Raw genomic sequence first — 19,320 nt, forward strand, 5'->3', positions numbered from 1 at the left:
CATCACTACAAAGCCCTCCTTTCTTTGCGGGCCAGATAGAGGAAGAACGGTACGCCGACAAAAGCGACCATAATACCTACCGCCAGTTCCTGAGGCGGATTCACGATGCGTGCCCCAAGATCAGCGAGCACAAGCAGAATCGCTCCGAGCAGCGAAGACATCGGGATGATCAACCGATAATCTACGCCCACCAGTTTACGGGAGATATGAGGAATGACCAGTCCTACAAATCCTATTGAACCAACAGCGGAGACGGACACCCCTGCGAGCACAACGACAGCAGCAAGAGCAAGAAAGCGAGTCCAGCGCAGGTTCATCCCGAGATTAATGGCGACTTCTTCCCCGAGGGACATCAGCGATATGCGACGTGCGAGCGGCATGGTTAATAGTAGTGTGAGCAGCAACACCGGAAGAATCAGTTTCAGATGGCGCCATTCTATTCCTCCAAAGCCACCCGCATACCAGAAGGCCAGATCCTGGCTCAAGTCAAAATAAATGGCTACTCCCGTGCTCAGAGAACCGAGCATCGCAGCAATGACTGCGCCTGCAACTGTGAGTCTGATTGAACTAAGTCCTCCGGGAGCAGCCATGCCAAGCAGGAAGATGAGTAATGTGCCGAGCACGGCTCCTATAAACGACAGAAGCATAATCCATCCGTAAGATAATCCCGGCCAGAACGCAAAGCTTAATGCCACGACAAACGTTGCTCCAGCGTTAATGCCGAGGATGCCGGTGTCCGCCAGCGGGTTCCGGGTGATGCCTTGCATCAAGGCTCCGGCTACAGCAAAGGCCGCTCCAATCACAGCGGCAGCAAGCACACGTGGCAGTCTCAATTCATGAATGATCTGATGCGGTGTCAGAGCCGGGTTGTACTGGAAAATAGCTGTCCACACGGTTTCCAGTGTCAAGCCTTTGGCTCCTAATGAGATAGCAACAAACATACTGATCAGCAGGAACGCGGTGGCAGACAGAAACATCAGACCAACGGTGACTGCGGATCGTTGAATCTTGGACGGGCGATGAGGCAGTCCCGGATGTTGGATACGGGTCACTCCTTTATAACAAATAACAACATTCATTGTTATTGATTATCATTATCAATTAGTGAATATTATAAAATCTTAATCCAGGCCCGTACATGGCATAAATTAAGATTTGGGAAATGGACATTTTTTAGATTACAAAAGTACGGGCTTGTTCGTCAACATCGAGAGCGCTTCCTCAAGCTGGATGTTAATGGAATATGGAGCGTACACAACCCAAGTGTTCCAATCTACAAGATGCACACGGCCGCTACGAACGGCGGGATGGCTGTTCCATAGCGGATCATGCTTTAATTTTTGCAACAATGCTGCTTGATTATGCAGGTTGTCTGTCGCAAGCACAAGCACATCGGCCTCCAGACCGTCCCATTCTCCGGGTGTAAAGGGCATCCAGTTGAAGCCTGTTCCGGGAGCCTTGCCTTTCAGTTCGGCTTGAATACGCTGTGGTGCATGGAGTTGAAGCGTACGGTAGAACACATGACCGAAGTTGCGGTGGCTGTACATCCGCGGCCCTTTGGCAGTCAACGTGCCTACAGCTACAGTGAGGCCGCCAGCCCGTTCTTTGATCTTCTTGCGCGCGCGCTCTGCTTTGCGCTCATGCTTGTCCAACCATTCTTTGGCCGCCTGAGTCCGGTCTACAATCGAAGCGATCTGTTCCAAATGGCCGAACATGTCGGTCTGGTTCCACGGAATGGTTATGATGGGTGCAACATCACCAATATGTTCCATCGCTTTAGCCGTAGCGTTATCTTTGGTCAGAATCAGGTCGGGATTCACATCAAGAAATGCCTGACGCCCTTGTTCCCACGGTTCATAGGCATGAAAAGGCATGGTAAGCGACCGGGGCAGATGTGGCAGATGGCCTTGGATCTGTGCTGCACAGGGTGTGATGCCAAGTGTCATGAGGTGATCGGTATAGGGATAAGAAAGTGACACAATGTTACGGTGAACTTGCTTGGCATAAGCCGTTGGTGCATAGCCGGCATAGTTACGAAACCGTCTGCTGAAATAAAACTCGTCACGGTAACCGACCTCACGGGCGACATCGCGAATACGCAGGTCGGAGGTCAGTAGCATTTCCTTCGCCCGGTTCATACGCAGATGCGTAATATATTCGATCGGATTTTTGTGCATCCGGCTTTTGAACAGTTGAGAGTAATAGGACGGATGCATGCCAGCCAGCTCGGCTAAGGTATCCAACTTGATCTCATGCATATAATGCTGCTGTATATATTGCAATGTTGATTTTAACCAGGATTCGGGATCATCTTGCTCCGGTTCTTCCGTAGGGCTTGCATGTTTTTCAGGCCAGAGTAGATAGAGTAGCTCCGTCAATAGCAATTGTGTCTTGATTCCACGGGATGCTGTTTCGCTGTCGGGATGTGCAAGTTCGGTCAGTTGTGCAGCGATCCGTTGAATGCCGTAAAATGGCCCTTGAATCCATCCGGCAACAGGTGAATGAAGTTCACGTTCATAGATGCGCTTCGCTTCGGTTCTCTCCGTCACTCGAAACAGCTCGAATTCAAGAATATACAACTCAGCATCGTGAGCGGCATCAGATACAAGTTCCAGACGGGTTCCGGGTGGATACAGACAGGCCGCTTTGCGAACGACACGGGATGGCTCGCCGTCCACGATCTGTGTACCCGTGAATCGATGTATGTAGATGAAGGTATGATGCGGGAGTTCATCTGCATGCCATTGAAATTGGCGGTGCGTGTTAATATGTTCTGCCCGCCGAAGTTCAACCAGGGCATGATCCAGGAACTGGTGAAGTTCATTGCGAGCCGTTGCACGTGTATTTATATGATTGAAATCGCCGCTAGGGCGTACAGTCCGTTTGCCGTCTGAAGGTATGCGGTTATGGCCTTGTTTTGGCTCAGAGATCATGGCGTACCTTCCTTTCATTGGGGTCATTGTGTTCTTCAATAGGGTACATGTGCTCACTGTATGTCTCCAAGTTATCTTAGCAAATCCGTTGCGGAATTGAAATGTGATAAAGGGAAGCAGGCTTTTCTGACGAAAACGTTTCTTTTTGGTAAAATAAGAGAGATACCATGTTGGCTGGTCTGAATCATGAACCTTGTAATACGCAAATTGGCAGTAGGGAGGATATACGTATGACACAGACAGCGGGACAGGATAAGGTACGATGGGGCATTATGGGCACGGGATGGATTGCATCCCAGTTTGCCAAGGATTTGGCTCATGCCGGGAATGCAGTTAAAGCAGCGGTCGGTTCACGAACCGCGGGCAGTGCAGAGAAGTTTGCATCCGAATATGGTTTTGAACGCGCTTACGCTTCGTATGATGAATTGCTGCGGGACCCCGAGGTGGATATCATCTATGTGGCAACGCCGCATCCGGTACATAAGGAAAATGTGATGGCCTGCCTCGAAGCGGGCAAAGCGGTACTCTGTGAGAAACCGTTTACGATGAACTCACGCCAGCTGGAGCCGCTCGTGGAAACGGCGCGAGAACGGAAGCTTTTCCTCATGGAGGGCATGTGGACGCGCTTCCTGCCGCCAATTGCGCAGGCACGGGCATGGATAGCGGAAGGGCGGATTGGTGAAGTACGCATGGTGCAGGCAGACTTTGGATTCCGCATCGGCTGGGAGCCGGAAGGACGGCTGCTTAACCCGGATCTGGGCGGTGGTGCGTTGCTGGATGCCGGGGTATATCCGATCTCTTTCGCGTCCATGATCTTCGGTGAACAACCTCAGCATGTATGGAGCACGGCCCATATTGGGGAAACCGGTGTGGACGAGCAATTTTCGATATTGTTGTCTTATTCCGAGGGGCGTTCGGCGTCACTGAGCGGTGCCATTCGTTTGAATCTGAACAATGAGGCCGTTATTTATGGTACGGAAGGCCGAATTCGTCTGCCTTTTTTCCTCGCAGGCAAAGAAGCCTATTTACATGTAAACGGACAGGACGAGCCAGAGAAGTTTGTGGACGATCGGACATGTCTCGGGTATGCGTTTGAAGCAGAAGAGGCGGGACGTTGCATTCTGCAAGGCCGCACAGAGAGTCATACCATGAAACTGGACGAATCTCTGGAGATCATGAAGCTGATGGATACGGTAAGGCGGCAGTGGGGATTGCGCTACAGATCGGAGTAAGGTCGCTAGATAATGATGGGAAAGCACTTATTTATAGTGACTATGATGCACGGTAGCTGGATGGAACGCTGGAAAGGTCGGGGCGGGTGAAAAAATGTTGCAGCTTTAGAGACGATGATTGGTGATGTTCGCTTTCTTTGTTATCTCTAATCCGATTTGTTTTTGTAATCTAATTTTAATGAGAGTTTCCACGCATATGGCGAGTGTTTTTTGCAGAGATGTAGTCCAGTCAGTTTAATGTGATGGCATCTGTTGTTGAATCCGCAGAGCTAAACAAAGGGTTGATTAAAAAGGGCGCTGGAATTGTACAAGCCTTGCAGTTGTATAAAGGAAGAGCGAGGTTACTAAATAACGACTCAATGAGGCGAAGCGGGTTGTGGCATTTGAATTGTTCCAGCAGGAGGGAGTACACAACAGTTGATGAAGTTTCTGATATCGGGGTTTGAGCCATTTGGCGGGGATGCCGTTAACCCGACAGGAGCGTTAATGGAGGCATTGGCGCATGAGGTGATTGAGGGAGCAGTATTGAAAACCGTGTTGCTACCTGTGAATTTTGATGAGTGTGCAGACATGCTGATTGCAGAGATGCAGGTTTTTCAACCGGATATCGTTATCGCCTGCGGGTTAGCAAAAGGTAGAACGGCAATTACGCCAGAGCGCATCGCCATTAATGTGAAGGACATTCCGCCCGGATCATATGCGGACAATCAGGGTCAGCGCCCTGTGGATGAGCCGATTGCAGCTGGAAGTCCCGATGGTTTATTTTCCACCTTGCCCATCCGGGCGATGGTTAATGATATGACGGTTGCAGGTATACCGGCAACGGTATCCAATACGGCAGGAACGTATATATGTAATAACACGATGTACCGGATACTCGATTACATTCGGTTGCAACAGTTGCCTGTGCGGGCAGGCTTTGTTCATTTTCCAGCGTCGACGGAAATGGCGGTTCAGGCACCTTCTGTGCCATCTTTGCCACTTCCGGTGATGCTGGATGCACTGCGATCCATCATTCGCACGGTTATGTCGGAGAAGGAAACAAGTAATTAAACTGCCGATATATCAAGCAGTAACGAATAACTAGGTAACCAACAAAAAGCGGATCCTGACAATCAACACTAATCAGGCAACCAACAATGATAAACTAATAACGAGGCAAACAATATATCAATAACCTGGCGACAAACAACAAACAAACCAAACTAACAACCAAACCGATACAACGATACAACGAGGAAACTAATACGAGGAAATCAATAACCTAGGTAATCAATAAACTAATAAACAATCAACAACCAGGTAACCCACAAACAAACCATAGGCTATAAGCAAGCCATAACTGATAAACCAACTCAACGAATAAAAGGGCAACTTCAATACGTCACAAAGGTGGCGAGAGGAGTTGCCCTACTCGTATTTGATTAGTTTGGTTTTTACACATATATCTCCCAATCATAGGGGAGTTTTACGAGCTAGTACCCAATATGAGGGTGGAAACCTTGTGTAGACTCAATCTTACGGCGTGTTAGGGCCAATGATACTGCATGACTATCTGGCGCAATTTCTAACGATCCCCACAGACGCTATTTACACCAATTTGGCGGTTTTAGAATTCTAACGATCCGTAGGAACGCTATTTCACCGAAATAGACCAGATTGAGATGAAAAAGGACCATTTTCGGCTAAATAAGGTTTCTGGTGATCGTTAGAATTTGCAGACTGCAAAAATGAGTCAAATAAGGTCTGTCAGGATCGTTAGAGATAGACGGCACATAAAAGATAGGTCAAAACCTTAAGGAGTAATAGCTCCGGCTAAGTTCAGAGTTAAACAACATGGAAACATTCCAATACCAGCCGATAGAGAGCATCGCAACGTGAAGTTTAGATTTTTAACAAGTTCAGGTCGAACTCGGGAACCAGTTTTTCTTGCATGGCACGACCAAGCAACGCTGTAATCGCAGCATAACCGTCTTCACCCAAATTAGTACTGAACTCGTTGACGTACAGGTCGATATGTTGAGCGGCTACGTTGGGGTCCATCTCTTGTGCATGCTCCATGACATATGCTTGCGATTCTTCAGGATGAGCCCAAGCGTACTCGACAGAGGCACGCGCCCATCCAGCCAGAGCGTGAGCATTCAGATCACGGCGGGCAATAATGGCACCGAGCGGAATCGGCAAGCCTGTGTCATTTTCCCACCAATTGCCGAGGTCAGTCATTAGCTGCAAATTATAGTTTTGGTACGTAAAGCGTGCTTCATGGATAACAAGCCCGGCATCGATATGACCATCACGAACGGCAGGCATAATTTGTTCAAAAGGCATGACAACAATTTCACCGACACCGCCGGGAATATTTTGCGCGGCCCATAGACGGAATAACAGATAGGCTGTCGAGCGCTCGCTTGGTACGGCAACACTTCGTCCAGACAGGTATGACGGATCAGTTGTTCCATTAGCTGTCAAAACCAAAGGACCACAGCCTCTACCCAGAGCGCCGCCAGCAGGTAGCAAAGCATAATTTTCCAATACATAAGGTAGCGCTGCATAAGAGATTTTCATCACTTCCGGAATGTCTGGTCCGATTGGACTTGCAGCAAGGCCGTTCGTTATATCGATATCCGCATAGCGAACTTCAAGCTCAGGTGCACCAGGAATCAGACCGTGTACCCATGCGTGAAAGATAAAAGTGTCGTTAGGACAAGGGGAAAAAGCAATATTCATGATGTGATAACCTCCCGTAAAATAGAACTTGCTGCCTGGAGCGCATCCAGGGCATCCTTAATGCGCCAAGCGTCGCGGTCGCGTGGTCCGACCGCGTTAGATATGCCGCGCAGTTCGAGCACCGGCAGGCCGAACTGCTGCGCAGCTGTTGCTACGCCGAAGCCTTCCATGCCTTCGGCGGCAGCATCCGGCACGCGGCGCAACAGCTCCGCGGCCGTCTGCGCGGTTCCGGTCGCCGTGGACACGGTGACCGCAGTGCCCCCGCTGACAGCGAGCCCTGCCCGCTGCAGCTCATGGCGCAGGCGCGCGGCAAGCACCGCGTCCGCCGCCACACGGGACGAGCCGAATCCGAGCTCGTCCACAGAGAGGAAGCCGTCTGGCGTCTGCGAGCCCAGATCGGCTGCAACCATGGCGTCGGCTACCACGAGGGAGCCGACGTCCGCCCGGCCGGGGAACCCGCCGCCGATGCCGGCACAGATCACCAGCCCATAGGCTGATGATCTGGCGCCGGTTCCGGCAACGGGCCCCGGCCCTGAAGATGCGGCTGTGCCGTGCGCCGCATCAAGTTCCTCTGGCGCGGCCGTGCCGTGCGCCAGTTCACGTGCCGCTGCTGAAGCAAAAGCTAGCGCAGCGGCAGTTCCGGCAGCGGCCGAGGCGGGGCCGACGCCCGCTGCAATAACATCAAACTGTGTAGCGGCATCATTACCCAAGCCGCGAAGGATGGCGTCTTTTTCCGCGTCCACAGCCGTTACAATAAGTATGCGTGGAGAAGCCCAGAGCCCGGCTGTAGAAGCAACCTTATCAGAAATCGTACCTTTTGTTATGTTCATGAGTTATTTACCTCGATTTTAATTGTATTAGTAGATAGATCGCAGTTGCCAAGCCCAGCATGTATAAGGTTATAGTGTTCAGAAGGCTATCTGCTTTACACATATACATACACATAACCCGAACTCAAACTCGAACTCGTTACCATACATTATAGGTATATATAAATGTCCACTGTATGGAAACAAAACGATCCTTTTTGTCTTTCAAAGAGTGGACAGTACTCTCCAAAAGAGCATGTCCCTCCGCTAATGATTGTAACACCATATATAGATGGAAAAATCAAATTTTTTATTTTTTATCTATATGTAGGTTGGTAGGTGAAGTGTGTTCTTTTTGAAAAAGTGTCCACCTTTTGATAAACAAAATCCTCAAATGTACACGACAAGTGGACAAGGTATAAACAAGATCACGTCCTATCCAAAGCCGGAATACCGAATAGCAAAATGAAAACTTTCCACCATACTGTTACTCGCACTCACTCATCACACTCACACTGACACTGATTCTGACACTGACTCAACCCATCTTAACTCTTCCTACTTCACACTAACCCATCCTGACTCAATCTAACTCAATCTAACTCAATCTAACTCATTCTATCATTTTAACTTTATCACACCACATCTAACTCACACTCACTACTCTTATTCAGATCTCGTCGTGCTTTATCATGTCTTTCCATTCCTCGTCATACCTCATCTTAATTCTTCTTAATTCTTCTTAATTCATCCTAACTTATTCTAAACCATTGTAACTCATCATAATGAAGGGACAGGCGCAGGACAACCTTTCGAACATATTCGCACCACGACCAGTTTCGAGCATAATCGCACCAGCCTCATAAGGAGGAAGGATTGGTTGTAGAAGCTATCCAATCTTTCTCGCTAAACTCTATTTCAAAGGGATATCCCTTTCGGTTTCTAGGAAATGATTTCAGGCAATAACATGAGCATTTTCACGCGTGTTTTTTTATATGTCAACTATACCATATTGATTGTTTTATATACATTTTGCTATTCCCGAATTCACGCATGGAGTTAATTTAAAGATTGACAAACTGTATTAACTGTATTATTAATAGTAGTACAGATAGTACAGATAGCACACTGAGACTACACTAACAGCAAAACAAGCAAGGCAACTTACTAAGTTAAGAAAGGAGGTGCGGGATGTTCGAATTGGATGTACGTAGCCGGAAGGCGATCTATGAGCAACTGGTGGATAAAGTCAAAGAAATGATCGTATACGGTATTCTGAAACCCGATGAGCAGCTTCCTTCCGTTCGGTCATTATCAACACAGCTCACCGTGAACCCGAATACGATTCAAAAGGCATACCGTGAGCTTGAGCGGGAAGGTTATATTTATTCCGTGCAGGGTAAAGGAAGTTTCGTATCACCATCTGTGGAACATCCGAAGGAGGCTATGAAAGACGAGATCAGAGAATCCTTGGTGAAACTGATTGCCGAAGCTTCGTTTTCCGGTTTAACCAAGGCGGAGATGACTCTTTTATTCGAAGAAGCGATGGCCCGTATAGAGAAGGAGGTGCCTCATGATTGAGCTGAATCAAGTTGTCAAAGCTTTTGAACAGGAAAAGGCCGTCGATGGCGTAACCATGTACATACATAAGGGATCGATCTATGGTTTGCTCGGTTCCAACGGGGCAGGCAAAACTTCATTGCTCAAAATCATTGCCGGCATTTATCGTCAAGATCGTGGAACGGTACGCATTAACGGAGCCGAAATTTACGAAAATTTAGACCTGAAAGGCCGCACTATTTTTATGGCGGATTCGCCAACCTTTTTCCCGCAATCTTCGATTACTCATATGGCCGCATTCTATCGTTCAATCTATCCGAGTTGGAGCGAGGAACGTTTCAACCAACTCGGGACTGTCTTCAAATTAGATGTAAAACGCAAGCTACATCGCATGTCCAAAGGCATGCGCCGTCAGGCTGCGGTATGGCTGGGACTCAGCTGTATGCCTGAGGTGTTGCTGATGGATGAACCGATTGATGGACTCGATCCTGTCATGCGCCAGCAGATCAAAAACCTGCTGTTCCAGGAAGCGGCGGAGCGCCAAGTGACTATTATCATCTCGTCTCACAATTTGCGGGAGATTGAAGATCTTTGTGATCATGTAGCGATCATGCACAAAGGCCAAATCATCGTGCAGAAGGATCTGGATGACCTTAAGGCTGATACACATAAGATTCAGGTTGCCTTCCGCCACCCGGACCATGCCGATTTATTGAAAGAACAAGTTCATATTTTGCATGAAGAAAAAAGAGGAAGTGTCTCTTTGTATATTGTTAAAGGCCATCGTGAAGATGTTACGGCACAATTTCGTTTGCATGATCCGTATCTGCTGGATGTGTTGCCGCTGACACTGGAGGAGATTTTTATCTATGAAATGGAGGGTGCAGGGTATGACATTCAACCGATTATACTTTAACCGCGGCATCCTGCACCAAAATTTCAGGCAGCATGGCTGGCTAGGTATTGTTTATCTGCTACTTTTATTAGTTTCGTTGCCGTTGTATATCGGTACACAGTATCGAGATTATACTGAGGAAATCAGCAGCCTTTTTAGAGCAAACGGAGAATTTCATTGGCTAATGGCCATTACGGTTCCCGTTGTGATGGCCTTGTTCCTGTTCCGTTACATTCAAGCAGGTGGGCCTGCGGATTTGTATCATAGTTTGCCTTTGCAACGTAACCATATGCTCACGATGAACCTGATGACCGGATATGCGATGATACTGATTCCTATTTGGATTACAGCTGGAGTTACCGGGTGGGTATCCGCAGTTTTAGATGAGCCCGCGTTCAGTTTTGACAGTACTGCTGTTTGGATGTGGGGAGTAACAATGAGCATTGTTTCTTTGTTCATGTTTACGCTGACCGTTGCGGTGGGCATGTGTATTGGACAGTCGATCTTACAAGGACTTACCGTGTATGGTATCAGCCTGATTCCATTAATTTTCTGGGGAACTTTTGAGTTGCATCTGAAGCGTTTTTTGTATGGTTATCCGGTGGACATTTTCCGATTCAAAATAGAGACCATTTCTCCAATCTCCCGTATGGGTAGCTTAGTTTATGCGATTCCGGGATGGGGCGAAATTGGAATCTATGCTGCCTTGACAGTGGTACTCTCTACTCTATCGTATCTCCTGTACCGCAAGCGACATGTGGAATCGGCAACGCAAGCCATTACATTCCGAATCGTAAAACCGATTTTCCGTTTTGGATTTATGTTCACTATTGTTTTGCTTAGTGGCGCATATTTTTCAATGATTTCACCTGGAAACACCGAAGAATGGGGCGTCGCAGGATATATCATCGGAGGCGTTGCGGGATACGTTGGAGCCGAGATGATTATTCGCAAAACCTGGTTGATCTGGAACCGCAGCTTATTACCACAGTTTGCTGTATATGGGATTGCAGCTGCACTTATTCTTTACGTGCCTGTCGCAGACTGGAATGGTTATGCGACAAATGTACCTTCGAAAGATAACGTCGAGAAGGTTCGTATTGGCGGGGACCAAAGGATCTATGTAGATAATCAGATTGTAAAGCTGGATGACGAACGGTTCTACTCCAGCTCTGTGGGATATATTGATGCTGTCCTAACACTTCATCATAAGATTGTCGACACCAGACAGAGCTTGAATGACAGGGGGCAGAATCAGATTATACCCGATCAAGAGAGTGTCAGGATTGATTACAAGTTAAAGAATGGAAAGACGATATCGCGACAATATACCGTTCAAGAGACCAATTTTCAACAAGAATTTGAGAATATGAAAAACTTCGAGGATTATAAAGTAGTCAGTTATGGAACCTATGCACTCGACAATGACGTTCGCAGCGTTGGTATCCGGTCAAGATTAACTAGTGATCGCGCTGTATACATCAGTGACCCTCAGCTCATTCGTGAATTCAAGGCACTCTTGAAAACAGAAATTTTGGATCAAACGTATGAAGATCAAAAATCCCATTGGGAGTCATATGCATCAGCTGAGGTTTATCAGAATTACCGGGATGAATCGCATAAGCAGATATTAGATAATCCTAATCTGAGCTCCACATATGAGATTAAACCAACCTACACCCGTTTGATTGCTTGGCTTAAAGAGAACAAGTTTTATGACCAGTTGCAGGTGTCTGTAGATGAAATTGCTTCCGCCCAGTTTATTAAACAAGAGATCCACAGCCGAGGTAAAGCTACACTAGTCTATCCTGACCCACAATTAATAGATCAAAGTCTAACAGGGAAGAAGAAAGTCGCGACCAAAAACAAAGAAATTATCAGCCAGTTGCTTCAGCGCCAAAGATCAGGTTACTATACCGATCAGGGTATCTTCTATCAGATCAAGCTTAATTTTAACAAAGGTCAGAATGTCTATATGATGTTAAAAGAGGAAGATCTCACCGAGGATATGAAAGCCATCTTGGCTGATCTATAACGTGTTGTTGTTCTTCGCATTTGTAGTCTGAATGCCAGAAACAATCGAAGATAGATATGTGTTACGAACTCTTAGTGTTTCAACATTTAGCTTGACCAGATAATATTTGTGGAATATATTAGGAAAAGCAAAGATTCAAGCGACACTTTGATTCATCGAATCTTATATGGAACGGCTCATGAGGGAAGCACCCGTAAGAGCAGGCATAGGCCTGACTTGCGGGTGCTTTTTTTGTCGTTCGCCGAATTGAGCGTTAAATGCAGATCGAAACGTGGCGCGGGATTCCATATTAATTTTGAGAAAAAGGGGTGCAGAGGGATGATGTATTTAAGACCGGAGAAGAGAGGGTTGGTAGAGCAACTTACGTTGCCGAAGCAACCAATGAACATGTGGATGGGACATTCAAAGTGGGTGCTGTATATTCAATTTTGGTTAAAGATGCTGGTTGGACATTCCCTTTTATCACGATTGAGCATGATGTTTGTTATAACATTCAGCATTGGAATGATGTGGAGTACAGCAACGGCTCATGGCGAGGGAATTGAGCTGAATGTCACCGCGCAGAAAGCCTGGAACACGGTATTGAATAAGGCGGATGCATCAACCAAACGTTCTTTACAGCAGTCGTACGAAAGTGCCGGGAAATGGATTTCCCAGAAAGAAACGTGGGAACAAAAGACCAAGCAACTACATACAGCGAGCGCTGCTGAGTTGGTGCAGCTTCGAAAGGCAATCAGTAATACCGATGCAGCGAAACTGGCGGCTCTTCAGAAGGCAGTGGAACTTACGCAGGCACGATACGAACCCTTATTCAAACTGTATAGCTCACTGAACAAACAATTGTCTGCTGCCAAAGCTCTCCAGAGCAAAGAGTGGAGTTCGGCCATTCGTACACAGGCTGACACGCTAAAACCCTTGGTGCAATTGGCACGTGCGGATATTCGTGCGAAGAAATTGAGCCTTGCTGAAGCACGGAAGCGGAAAAATAATGAGGTGAAGCGGCTGCGAACGATGTTGAATGGCACAAATGCTGTAAAAAAGCAGATTCAAACGGCCAAGAAACAAGTCAGTTTGTCCAGAGAACGGTATTCGGATGCGCTTCGGAACTTCAAACAATCTCTGAAAAAAGGTGAACCTGTACGTGTATTAAGTACACTAAATGCTTTGGTTTCTTCGGCTGAGAGATGGACGGTTGCGAGCCAACATGTTCACACGTTAGAGCAAAAGGTGTCTGCGATCTACGTTAAAGTAAGCCAGGAGATTCACAACAGACCCAAATGAAGGAGCCTGATCCTGCAAGAAAATTGCAGAAGAGAAACTAGATTTTTTCTGGCGCGTACACTTCTATAACAGAACCATTCATCGAACATGAAGCGAGGTGCAGGGCGGTGCAGACAGAGAGCAGAACGGGTTTGAAACGAAAGCGTTACTGGATTCCCATCAGTTTATTGCTTCTGATTATCGGTGTTGTAGGGATGGGCTCACAATTCACACCCAGAATAACGGTCTTTTTGCTAAAGACAGGGGTTGGGTTGTTTACCACAAAGGAAAGCGATAAGGAATCGTTTATTTCGGAAGGGATAACTCGTGTTACCGATGTGGCCTATGCAGATGGAGGGCGAAGTAACAGTAAGCTGGACATTTATTATCCTTCTGCAACAACCGAACCCTTGCCAGTCATTTTGTGGGTTCATGGCGGCGGTTGGGTTATGGGTGATAAAAAAGACATAGTCGATTATGCGGTGCAGTTAAGCAAACGTGGTCATGTGGTGGTCAGCATGAATTATGCACTTGCGCCGAATACGACATACCCTGTGCCCGTGGTGCAAACCATTCAAGCTCTAACATTTATCAGAGATCATGTAAGTGAATATCAGGGTGATCCGAGCAACCTGTTTCTTGCCGGTAATTCGGCTGGTGCCCAGATTGCTAGTCAGACTGCGGCACTGCTTACGAATCCCAATCTGGCAAAACAAATGAATATAACGCCATCAGTGGAGTCTGAACAGCTAAGAGGAACACTTTTGTTCTGTGGGCCTTATCATTTGCATACTGTCGAGAGCACAGGCTTTCCATTTATGCGAACGTTCCTCTGGTCATATACGGGAAACAAAGCATACGAAAATGATCCACATCTGGACGAAATGTCAACGGTACTTCAGGCTACGGCCGCGTTTCCACCATCATTTATTACTTCTGGTAATGATGATCCTTTGACCGTACAATCAATTGAACTCGCGGAAGTGCTGAAGCGGCAGGGGGTCAGGGCAGAAACGTTATTTTTTCAATCATCTCCGGAGAAGCTGGGACATGATTACCAGTTCGATCTGGGAAGTGAAGCAGCACAGCAGGCGCTACAGGCATCCGTGCAATTTATTCAGGCTCATAAAAAAGAAAACTGAAGATACAAAAATTCAAGTTGAAATAGCCATTGTAGAAAAAGAGGGTGTCACAGCGCTTCACCATGAAAAAAGAACCATGACATGACGACTGCGACACCCTTTATTTATTTATCTATTTGCCAGAACTAATAATCTGCGCATAGCTTCTTCAACTGTTGCACGTGGACAGGCTACGTTGATGCGCATGAATCCGGCATATTCTTTGCCGAATACAACCCCGCTATTGAATGCGAGTCCTGCCTCATGAAGAAGTTTCTTGCTTAATTGCGCATGAGTCAACCCTAATTCCCGGAAATCAACCCATAACAAATAGGTGGCTTCAGGAAGGTATACACGGATACCTGGCAGTTGCGATGCAACGAATTGCTGCACGTACTCCATATTGCCCCGAATGTAGGCAAGACACTGATCAAGCCAGTCTTCGCCACCGTTATACGCCGCCTCGGTTGCTACGGCTCCCAGTGTGCTGATACTGGACAACCCCAGGGTACGCACGCCTTTGGCGAACTGTTCCCGCAATTCGGCATCAGGAATGATAATGTTTGATGAACTTAATCCGGGGATATTAAACGTTTTGCTCGGTGCTGTGCAGATGATGCTACGATCTGCGATTGCTTCAGAGATCAGACTTAGCGGCGTATGTGTTCCACGTTCATACACCAGATCAGCATGGATCTCATCCGATACGACGAGCACATTATATTTCAGACACAGGGATGCAAGAGCCTCCAGTTCCTCACGACACCATACTCGTCCAACCGGATTGTGAGGACTGCACAGAATCAGCATTTTGACCTTTCCATTCTGGAAACTTCTCTCCAAATGATCCAGATCCATGCTGTATTTTCCATGTTCTTCGATCAGTGGATTCGTAATGAGTTCCCGCCCCTGATCTCTCACGACATCATAGAAGGGAGGGTATACGGGGGTCTGGATGACTACTGCGTCTCCTGGTGAAGTAAATTGTTGTACCGCTATACTGAGCGCAGGTACGATCCCTGGCGTGAATACGATCCAATCCGCATTGATTTTCCAGTTGTGACGGCGTTGCATCCAGTCTGTGACGGCTGCATGATAGGTCTCGGTTCGCAGGGTGTAACCAAAGATGCCATGCTCTACCCGGGCCTGTAATGCTTCAGTAACAGCAGGGGGAGCGGCAAAATCCATGTCGGCTACCCACATGGGAAGTGCATCCGCTACACCAAATAAAGGTTCAAGCCCGTCCCATTTCTCGGAACCGGTAGATAGTCGGTCAATCCGTGTATCAAACAAATGTTGATTTGTCATCTCAAAGAAGTCCTCCCTAGTTCATTCATTCGTTGTTAGGTCCTATAAACAAGACATCATTATCTAATACATCTTGTATTTTCGCAACTTCTAAACCATTTTTATATGACCCAAGTCCTGATTTATCAAGATATCGTTTACAACCTGCCATCAAGTACTTATGATATGGCTAACATGAATGGGGAGTTGAAGGTTTATTTATACAACTCATTGTTATATGAACTGAACTCATCCGAACGATATCTTTTATCACCCGATTATTCAACTCAATATGTATTACTCAAACTTAATTATACTGAACTTTGGAGGCGAAGGAACATGAAAAATAAAAAGTGGCTGATTGCAGCAGGCGTATTTGGTATGGTGTTAACGGGATCAGCAGGTGTTTACGCAGGTACGCAATTGGAAACGATCAAAGCCTATCTGAATCACGGACTTGCCATCGAAGTAAACGGACAAAAATTTACACCGACAGGTGATCAGGGCAAAAAACTGGCGCCCATTACGTATCAAGGCAGTACATACCTTCCGGCTCGCTCCATTGCGGAAGCTTTAAATACAGAAGTGAAATATGACGCCAAAAATAATAAGGTAAGCATAGGTGCTTCAAGCTCATCAGGAGGGTCTGCATCTACTGGCGGCGGTCAATCCTCATCTCCATCGACAGGTACGAACACACAAGCTTCAGGCGTGAAATCCAAGTACTTGCCAGCAGATTTCCCATTGCCTAAAGATGCAAAAGCGACCAGCCTGATTGAGAATGTTGTAGATGGAAACAAAAAAGTAGTGCTGATTTATACATCCAAAGAGAGCCTGAGCACTCTCGCTTCATCCTACAAAAACTATTATCAGAATAAAAACCTGACTCAAAACAGTGAGGATATTCAAGCTGACGAATTCAGCATTTTAGGTCGTGAGGAAGGCAAGTACGCTGTAACGATTACAGGTAACGCATCTTCAAGCGATAAGGATTTGAATGAAGTGACGGTCATCTGGGGAGAAGAATAAGCAAGTTCGTATGTTGTCTGATTCTTTAAAAAAAGCAAGCCGATATGCCTGTAATGATTCGTTCGTGATTACAGGCATATCGGCTGTTTTTGTTCGATGCACAAGGTATCCGGTTGCGAAATTGGAGTATAACCTGCGGCTATCCGAATTTTTGTAATCACTGAATTGATCCAAAAGATCCAAATGAATTAAATGATCCATGTAAAAGCCTTTCGTTCAACTTCCATGGGAGTTTACAGATATTCGTTGAACCACTGGGCGATATGCTCTAAACGTCGTACCCTTAGATGTGGATTACCGGAGCGAGATAGTTCATGGTTTGCCCCAGGGAAACGAACGAGCCGGGTGGTCTGCTTGCGTCGTTTCAACGCAACATATAATTGTTCAGCTTGCTCAATGGGACAGCGGAGATCCTGTTCGCCGTGAAGAATAAGCAGTGGTGTTTGCACATTGCCAACATAAGCAAGCGGAGAATGTTTCCACAGTTTTTCCGTGTCCTCCCATGCATTACCGCCAATCTGATCTTCCGTAAAGAAATACCCGATATCACTGACGCCGTAGAACGACAACCAGTTGCAGATGGAACGCTGGGTAACCGCGGCTTTGAAGCGGTCCGTATGTCCCACGATCCAGTTTGTCATGAACCCGCCATAGCTGCCGCCGGTTACGCCCAATCTGGATGGGTCAATGAATGCATAATGGGACAAAGCATAGTCCACAGACTCCATCAGGTCTCGGTAATCCCCTCCGCCGTAATCTTCCCGACACGCATTCACGAATTGTTGTCCATATCCCAGCCCTCCACGCGGATTGATATACATAACAGCATAGCCCTGAGCAACAAGGAGCTGGAACTCATGCATAAAAGTAAAACCATACATCATATGCGGGCCGCCATGAATTTCAAGAATCGTCGGAACCTTGACACCCTCAACGACACCGTGAGGTTTCATGATCCAACCTTGAAGTTGCAGCCCATCCGAGGAGCCAAACCAGAAGGTTTCCGGCGTACTAAGCCAAATATCCTCTTCTAGTTGCGGGTTACTGTTCGTGAGACGGATAGGCCGGGTTCCGGGGTCTCCCGGTTGTTCGTACAGATACAAGTCACCGGGCTGTTGCGTATTCGCAACAGCCGCGACGATCTGGCCCTGCGCCAGCTCCGCAAACTGATAGATCTCGCACTCATCTGGCAAAAGGTAATCAGCACCGCTTCCATCTAATGCAAATCTAGCGATACGCACGCTGCCATGTATCGTAGCTAGACACAGAATGGAAGAGCCATCCTGTGAATATAGCGGACCTGTCGTGACGAGGTGGGAGCGCATATCACCAACAAGGCTGTGGTTCAACTGTACATCCCAATCTGCACTCAGGCATTTAGGTGTTCCACCCGATATCGGGAGTGTATACAGCTTCACTAGGGTAGCATTGCCGTAAGAGCGGTCACTGGCGAGCAGGGCGATTGATTGCGCGTCAGGTGCATAATTAAGCCGATAGAAGGTATATCCTTCCGGGGTTAATTGCTGTATGTCTGACCCATCAGGGCTCGCTGTATACACATGATTGGTCAACGTAAAGTCGCTATGATCCGCGCCCTCTTCAGGCATTTCGGTGATCCAGGCGATACGTTTTCCATCCGGAGACCAGGCATAATCCCCGATATCATAGTGACCTGTCGTTACAGGTATAGCCTCTGCGCTGATTGGCGCGATAATATAGAGATGGGAACGTCTTCCATTCCATATCCCGCCGCCATCAGATTTCATGCGAATTCGGTCCACGATGATTTCTTGAGGCAGTGAACTTTCTTTGTTATCTTCGCCGCTATCTTCCGCGGACGCTGTATCCGGTTTCTCATCTATATTTGCATTCATTTCCACAGAAGACTTTACAAGCAGAGTCCCGCCATCCGGTGCCCATAAGAAGGAACTGACGCCATGTTGCAGGTGGCTGATCTGTTGCGCTTCTCCGCCATCCGAAGCCATGAGCCATATCTGGGATTTTCCATGCACTTCGCGTATAAAAGCGAGCTGTGTCCCATCCGGTGACCAAGCTGGGGAATGATCATTTTCTCCGGAAGTGAACGGTCTGTCCTTCCGGCTATGCAGATGAAGTAGTCTTAGGTGTGAGTGGTAACCATCATGTTTTTCATTCACTTGCCGACTAACATACACCAGATGTCCGCCTTGGGGAGACGGGACTGGATCGTTAACCCATGTAAGCTGGTACAAATCTTCCGATGTCATGCCACGTTGCTCGTTCATCGCTTGTCCTCCCACATATTCAGATTGGATAATTTCCTAAGCTTTCCATTTATATTAACGGAAAGACAAGTACAGGACAACAACCTCCCGAATGGAAAGACGTTAAGTTTTTTTTACAAGGAAGGAATAAACGCAGAGGAAATGTTTAGGATTAGCCCGAATGGTTTA

General features: G+C 47.1%; 14 protein-coding genes. 8 read left to right on the forward strand and 6 right to left on the reverse strand.

Annotation, left to right across the window (positions count from 1 at the left end; translation table 11 throughout):
• Positions 1–5: 5 nt before the first annotated feature.
• Both FS818_RS15855 and FS818_RS15860 read right to left on the reverse strand, forming a co-directional pair.
• Positions 6–977: a FecCD family ABC transporter permease gene (locus tag FS818_RS15855; RefSeq protein ID WP_145333485.1), complete on the reverse strand. Its 972-nt coding sequence runs from the start codon at positions 975–977 to the stop codon at positions 6–8.
• A gap of 201 nt (positions 978–1,178) precedes the next feature.
• Positions 1,179–2,951, reverse strand: coding sequence for an AraC family transcriptional regulator (locus FS818_RS15860; RefSeq protein WP_222128823.1), 1,773 nt, complete (start codon positions 2,949–2,951; stop codon positions 1,179–1,181).
• A 212-nt stretch (positions 2,952–3,163) separates the two neighbouring features.
• On the opposite strand from FS818_RS15860, the gene FS818_RS15865 reads away from it, so the two are divergent.
• Both FS818_RS15865 and FS818_RS15870 read left to right on the forward strand, forming a co-directional pair.
• Positions 3,164–4,165 carry a Gfo/Idh/MocA family protein gene (locus FS818_RS15865; RefSeq protein WP_145333123.1) on the forward strand — a complete coding sequence of 334 codons (1,002 nt, stop codon included), beginning with the start codon at positions 3,164–3,166 and terminating at the stop codon, positions 4,163–4,165.
• Positions 4,166–4,585: 420 nt separating this feature from the next.
• Positions 4,586–5,218 (forward strand): pyroglutamyl-peptidase I, encoded by a 633-nt coding sequence (locus FS818_RS15870; protein ID WP_145333124.1) that lies wholly within the window; start codon positions 4,586–4,588, stop codon positions 5,216–5,218.
• Between the two features lie 831 nt (positions 5,219–6,049).
• On the opposite strand, the gene FS818_RS15875 is transcribed toward FS818_RS15870, so the two are convergent.
• Entirely contained in the window at positions 6,050–6,892 is an 843-nt protein-coding gene (locus FS818_RS15875; protein ID WP_145333125.1) for a 1,4-dihydroxy-6-naphtoate synthase, read from the reverse strand.
• Entirely contained in the window at positions 6,889–7,722 is an 834-nt protein-coding gene (locus tag FS818_RS15880; RefSeq protein ID WP_260989887.1) for a futalosine hydrolase, read from the reverse strand. The genes FS818_RS15875 and FS818_RS15880 overlap by 4 nt, the downstream gene beginning before the upstream one ends.
• Positions 7,723–8,892: 1,170 nt before the next feature.
• Here FS818_RS15880 and FS818_RS15885 point away from each other — a divergent pair.
• The 5 genes from FS818_RS15885 to FS818_RS15905 all read left to right on the forward strand — a co-directional run bounded on the left by FS818_RS15885 (position 8,893) and on the right by FS818_RS15905 (position 14,593).
• Positions 8,893–9,282: a GntR family transcriptional regulator gene (locus tag FS818_RS15885; protein WP_123063085.1), complete on the forward strand. Its 390-nt coding sequence runs from the start codon at positions 8,893–8,895 to the stop codon at positions 9,280–9,282.
• Positions 9,275–10,177 (forward strand): ABC transporter ATP-binding protein, encoded by a 903-nt coding sequence (locus FS818_RS15890; protein ID WP_145333126.1) that lies wholly within the window; start codon positions 9,275–9,277, stop codon positions 10,175–10,177. The genes FS818_RS15885 and FS818_RS15890 overlap by 8 nt, the downstream gene beginning before the upstream one ends.
• Positions 10,152–12,191, forward strand: a complete 2,040-nt coding sequence (locus FS818_RS15895; RefSeq protein WP_145333127.1) for a hypothetical protein — start codon at positions 10,152–10,154, stop codon at positions 12,189–12,191. Before FS818_RS15890 ends, FS818_RS15895 begins: the two co-directional genes overlap by 26 nt.
• A 318-nt stretch (positions 12,192–12,509) precedes the next feature.
• Entirely contained in the window at positions 12,510–13,472 is a 963-nt protein-coding gene (locus FS818_RS15900; protein WP_145333128.1) for a hypothetical protein, read from the forward strand.
• Between the two features lie 107 nt (positions 13,473–13,579).
• Complete coding sequence (locus FS818_RS15905; protein ID WP_145333129.1) at positions 13,580–14,593, forward strand: alpha/beta hydrolase; 1,014 nt, start codon at positions 13,580–13,582, stop codon at positions 14,591–14,593.
• A 108-nt stretch (positions 14,594–14,701) separates the two neighbouring features.
• Here the strand turns inward: FS818_RS15905 and FS818_RS15910 are convergent, their stop codons facing one another.
• Positions 14,702–15,880: a MalY/PatB family protein gene (locus FS818_RS15910; RefSeq protein WP_145333130.1), complete on the reverse strand. Its 1,179-nt coding sequence runs from the start codon at positions 15,878–15,880 to the stop codon at positions 14,702–14,704.
• Positions 15,881–16,198: 318 nt separating this feature from the next.
• Between FS818_RS15910 and FS818_RS15915 the strand changes: the two genes are divergently transcribed.
• The gene (locus FS818_RS15915) at positions 16,199–16,888 is read left to right on the forward strand and encodes a stalk domain-containing protein (protein ID WP_186331882.1); all 690 of its coding nucleotides are present in this window, start codon (positions 16,199–16,201) and stop codon (positions 16,886–16,888) included.
• 233 nt (positions 16,889–17,121) lie between these two features.
• Here FS818_RS15915 and FS818_RS15920 read toward each other — a convergent pair whose 3' ends face one another.
• Positions 17,122–19,152, reverse strand: coding sequence for an alpha/beta hydrolase family protein (locus FS818_RS15920; protein WP_145333132.1), 2,031 nt, complete (start codon positions 19,150–19,152; stop codon positions 17,122–17,124).
• Positions 19,153–19,320 lie beyond the last annotated feature (168 nt).

It is taken from the genome of Paenibacillus xylanexedens (assembly GCF_007680605.1).
Classification (GTDB): domain Bacteria; phylum Bacillota; class Bacilli; order Paenibacillales; family Paenibacillaceae; genus Paenibacillus; species Paenibacillus xylanexedens_B.

Bases quoted from the DNA above. Each gene is read 5' to 3' on its own strand.
- FS818_RS15855 (WP_145333485.1), bottom strand. From the start codon at position 977: ATGTTTCTGTCTGCCACCGCGTTCCTGCTGATCAGTATGTTTGTTGCT.
- FS818_RS15860 (WP_222128823.1), bottom strand. From the start codon at position 2,951: ATGAAAGGAAGGTACGCCATGATCTCTGAGCCAAAACAAGGCCATAAC.
- FS818_RS15865 (WP_145333123.1), top strand. From the start codon at position 3,164: ATGACACAGACAGCGGGACAGGATAAGGTACGATGGGGCATTATGGGC.
- FS818_RS15870 (WP_145333124.1), top strand. From the start codon at position 4,586: ATGAAGTTTCTGATATCGGGGTTTGAGCCATTTGGCGGGGATGCCGTT.
- FS818_RS15875 (WP_145333125.1), bottom strand. From the start codon at position 6,892: ATGAATATTGCTTTTTCCCCTTGTCCTAACGACACTTTTATCTTTCAC.
- FS818_RS15880 (WP_260989887.1), bottom strand. From the start codon at position 7,722: ATGAACATAACAAAAGGTACGATTTCTGATAAGGTTGCTTCTACAGCC.
- FS818_RS15885 (WP_123063085.1), top strand. From the start codon at position 8,893: ATGTTCGAATTGGATGTACGTAGCCGGAAGGCGATCTATGAGCAACTG.
- FS818_RS15890 (WP_145333126.1), top strand. From the start codon at position 9,275: ATGATTGAGCTGAATCAAGTTGTCAAAGCTTTTGAACAGGAAAAGGCC.
- FS818_RS15895 (WP_145333127.1), top strand. From the start codon at position 10,152: ATGACATTCAACCGATTATACTTTAACCGCGGCATCCTGCACCAAAAT.
- FS818_RS15900 (WP_145333128.1), top strand. From the start codon at position 12,510: ATGATGTATTTAAGACCGGAGAAGAGAGGGTTGGTAGAGCAACTTACG.
- FS818_RS15910 (WP_145333130.1), bottom strand. From the start codon at position 15,880: ATGACAAATCAACATTTGTTTGATACACGGATTGACCGACTATCTACC.
- FS818_RS15915 (WP_186331882.1), top strand. From the start codon at position 16,199: ATGAAAAATAAAAAGTGGCTGATTGCAGCAGGCGTATTTGGTATGGTG.
- FS818_RS15920 (WP_145333132.1), bottom strand. From the start codon at position 19,152: ATGAACGAGCAACGTGGCATGACATCGGAAGATTTGTACCAGCTTACA.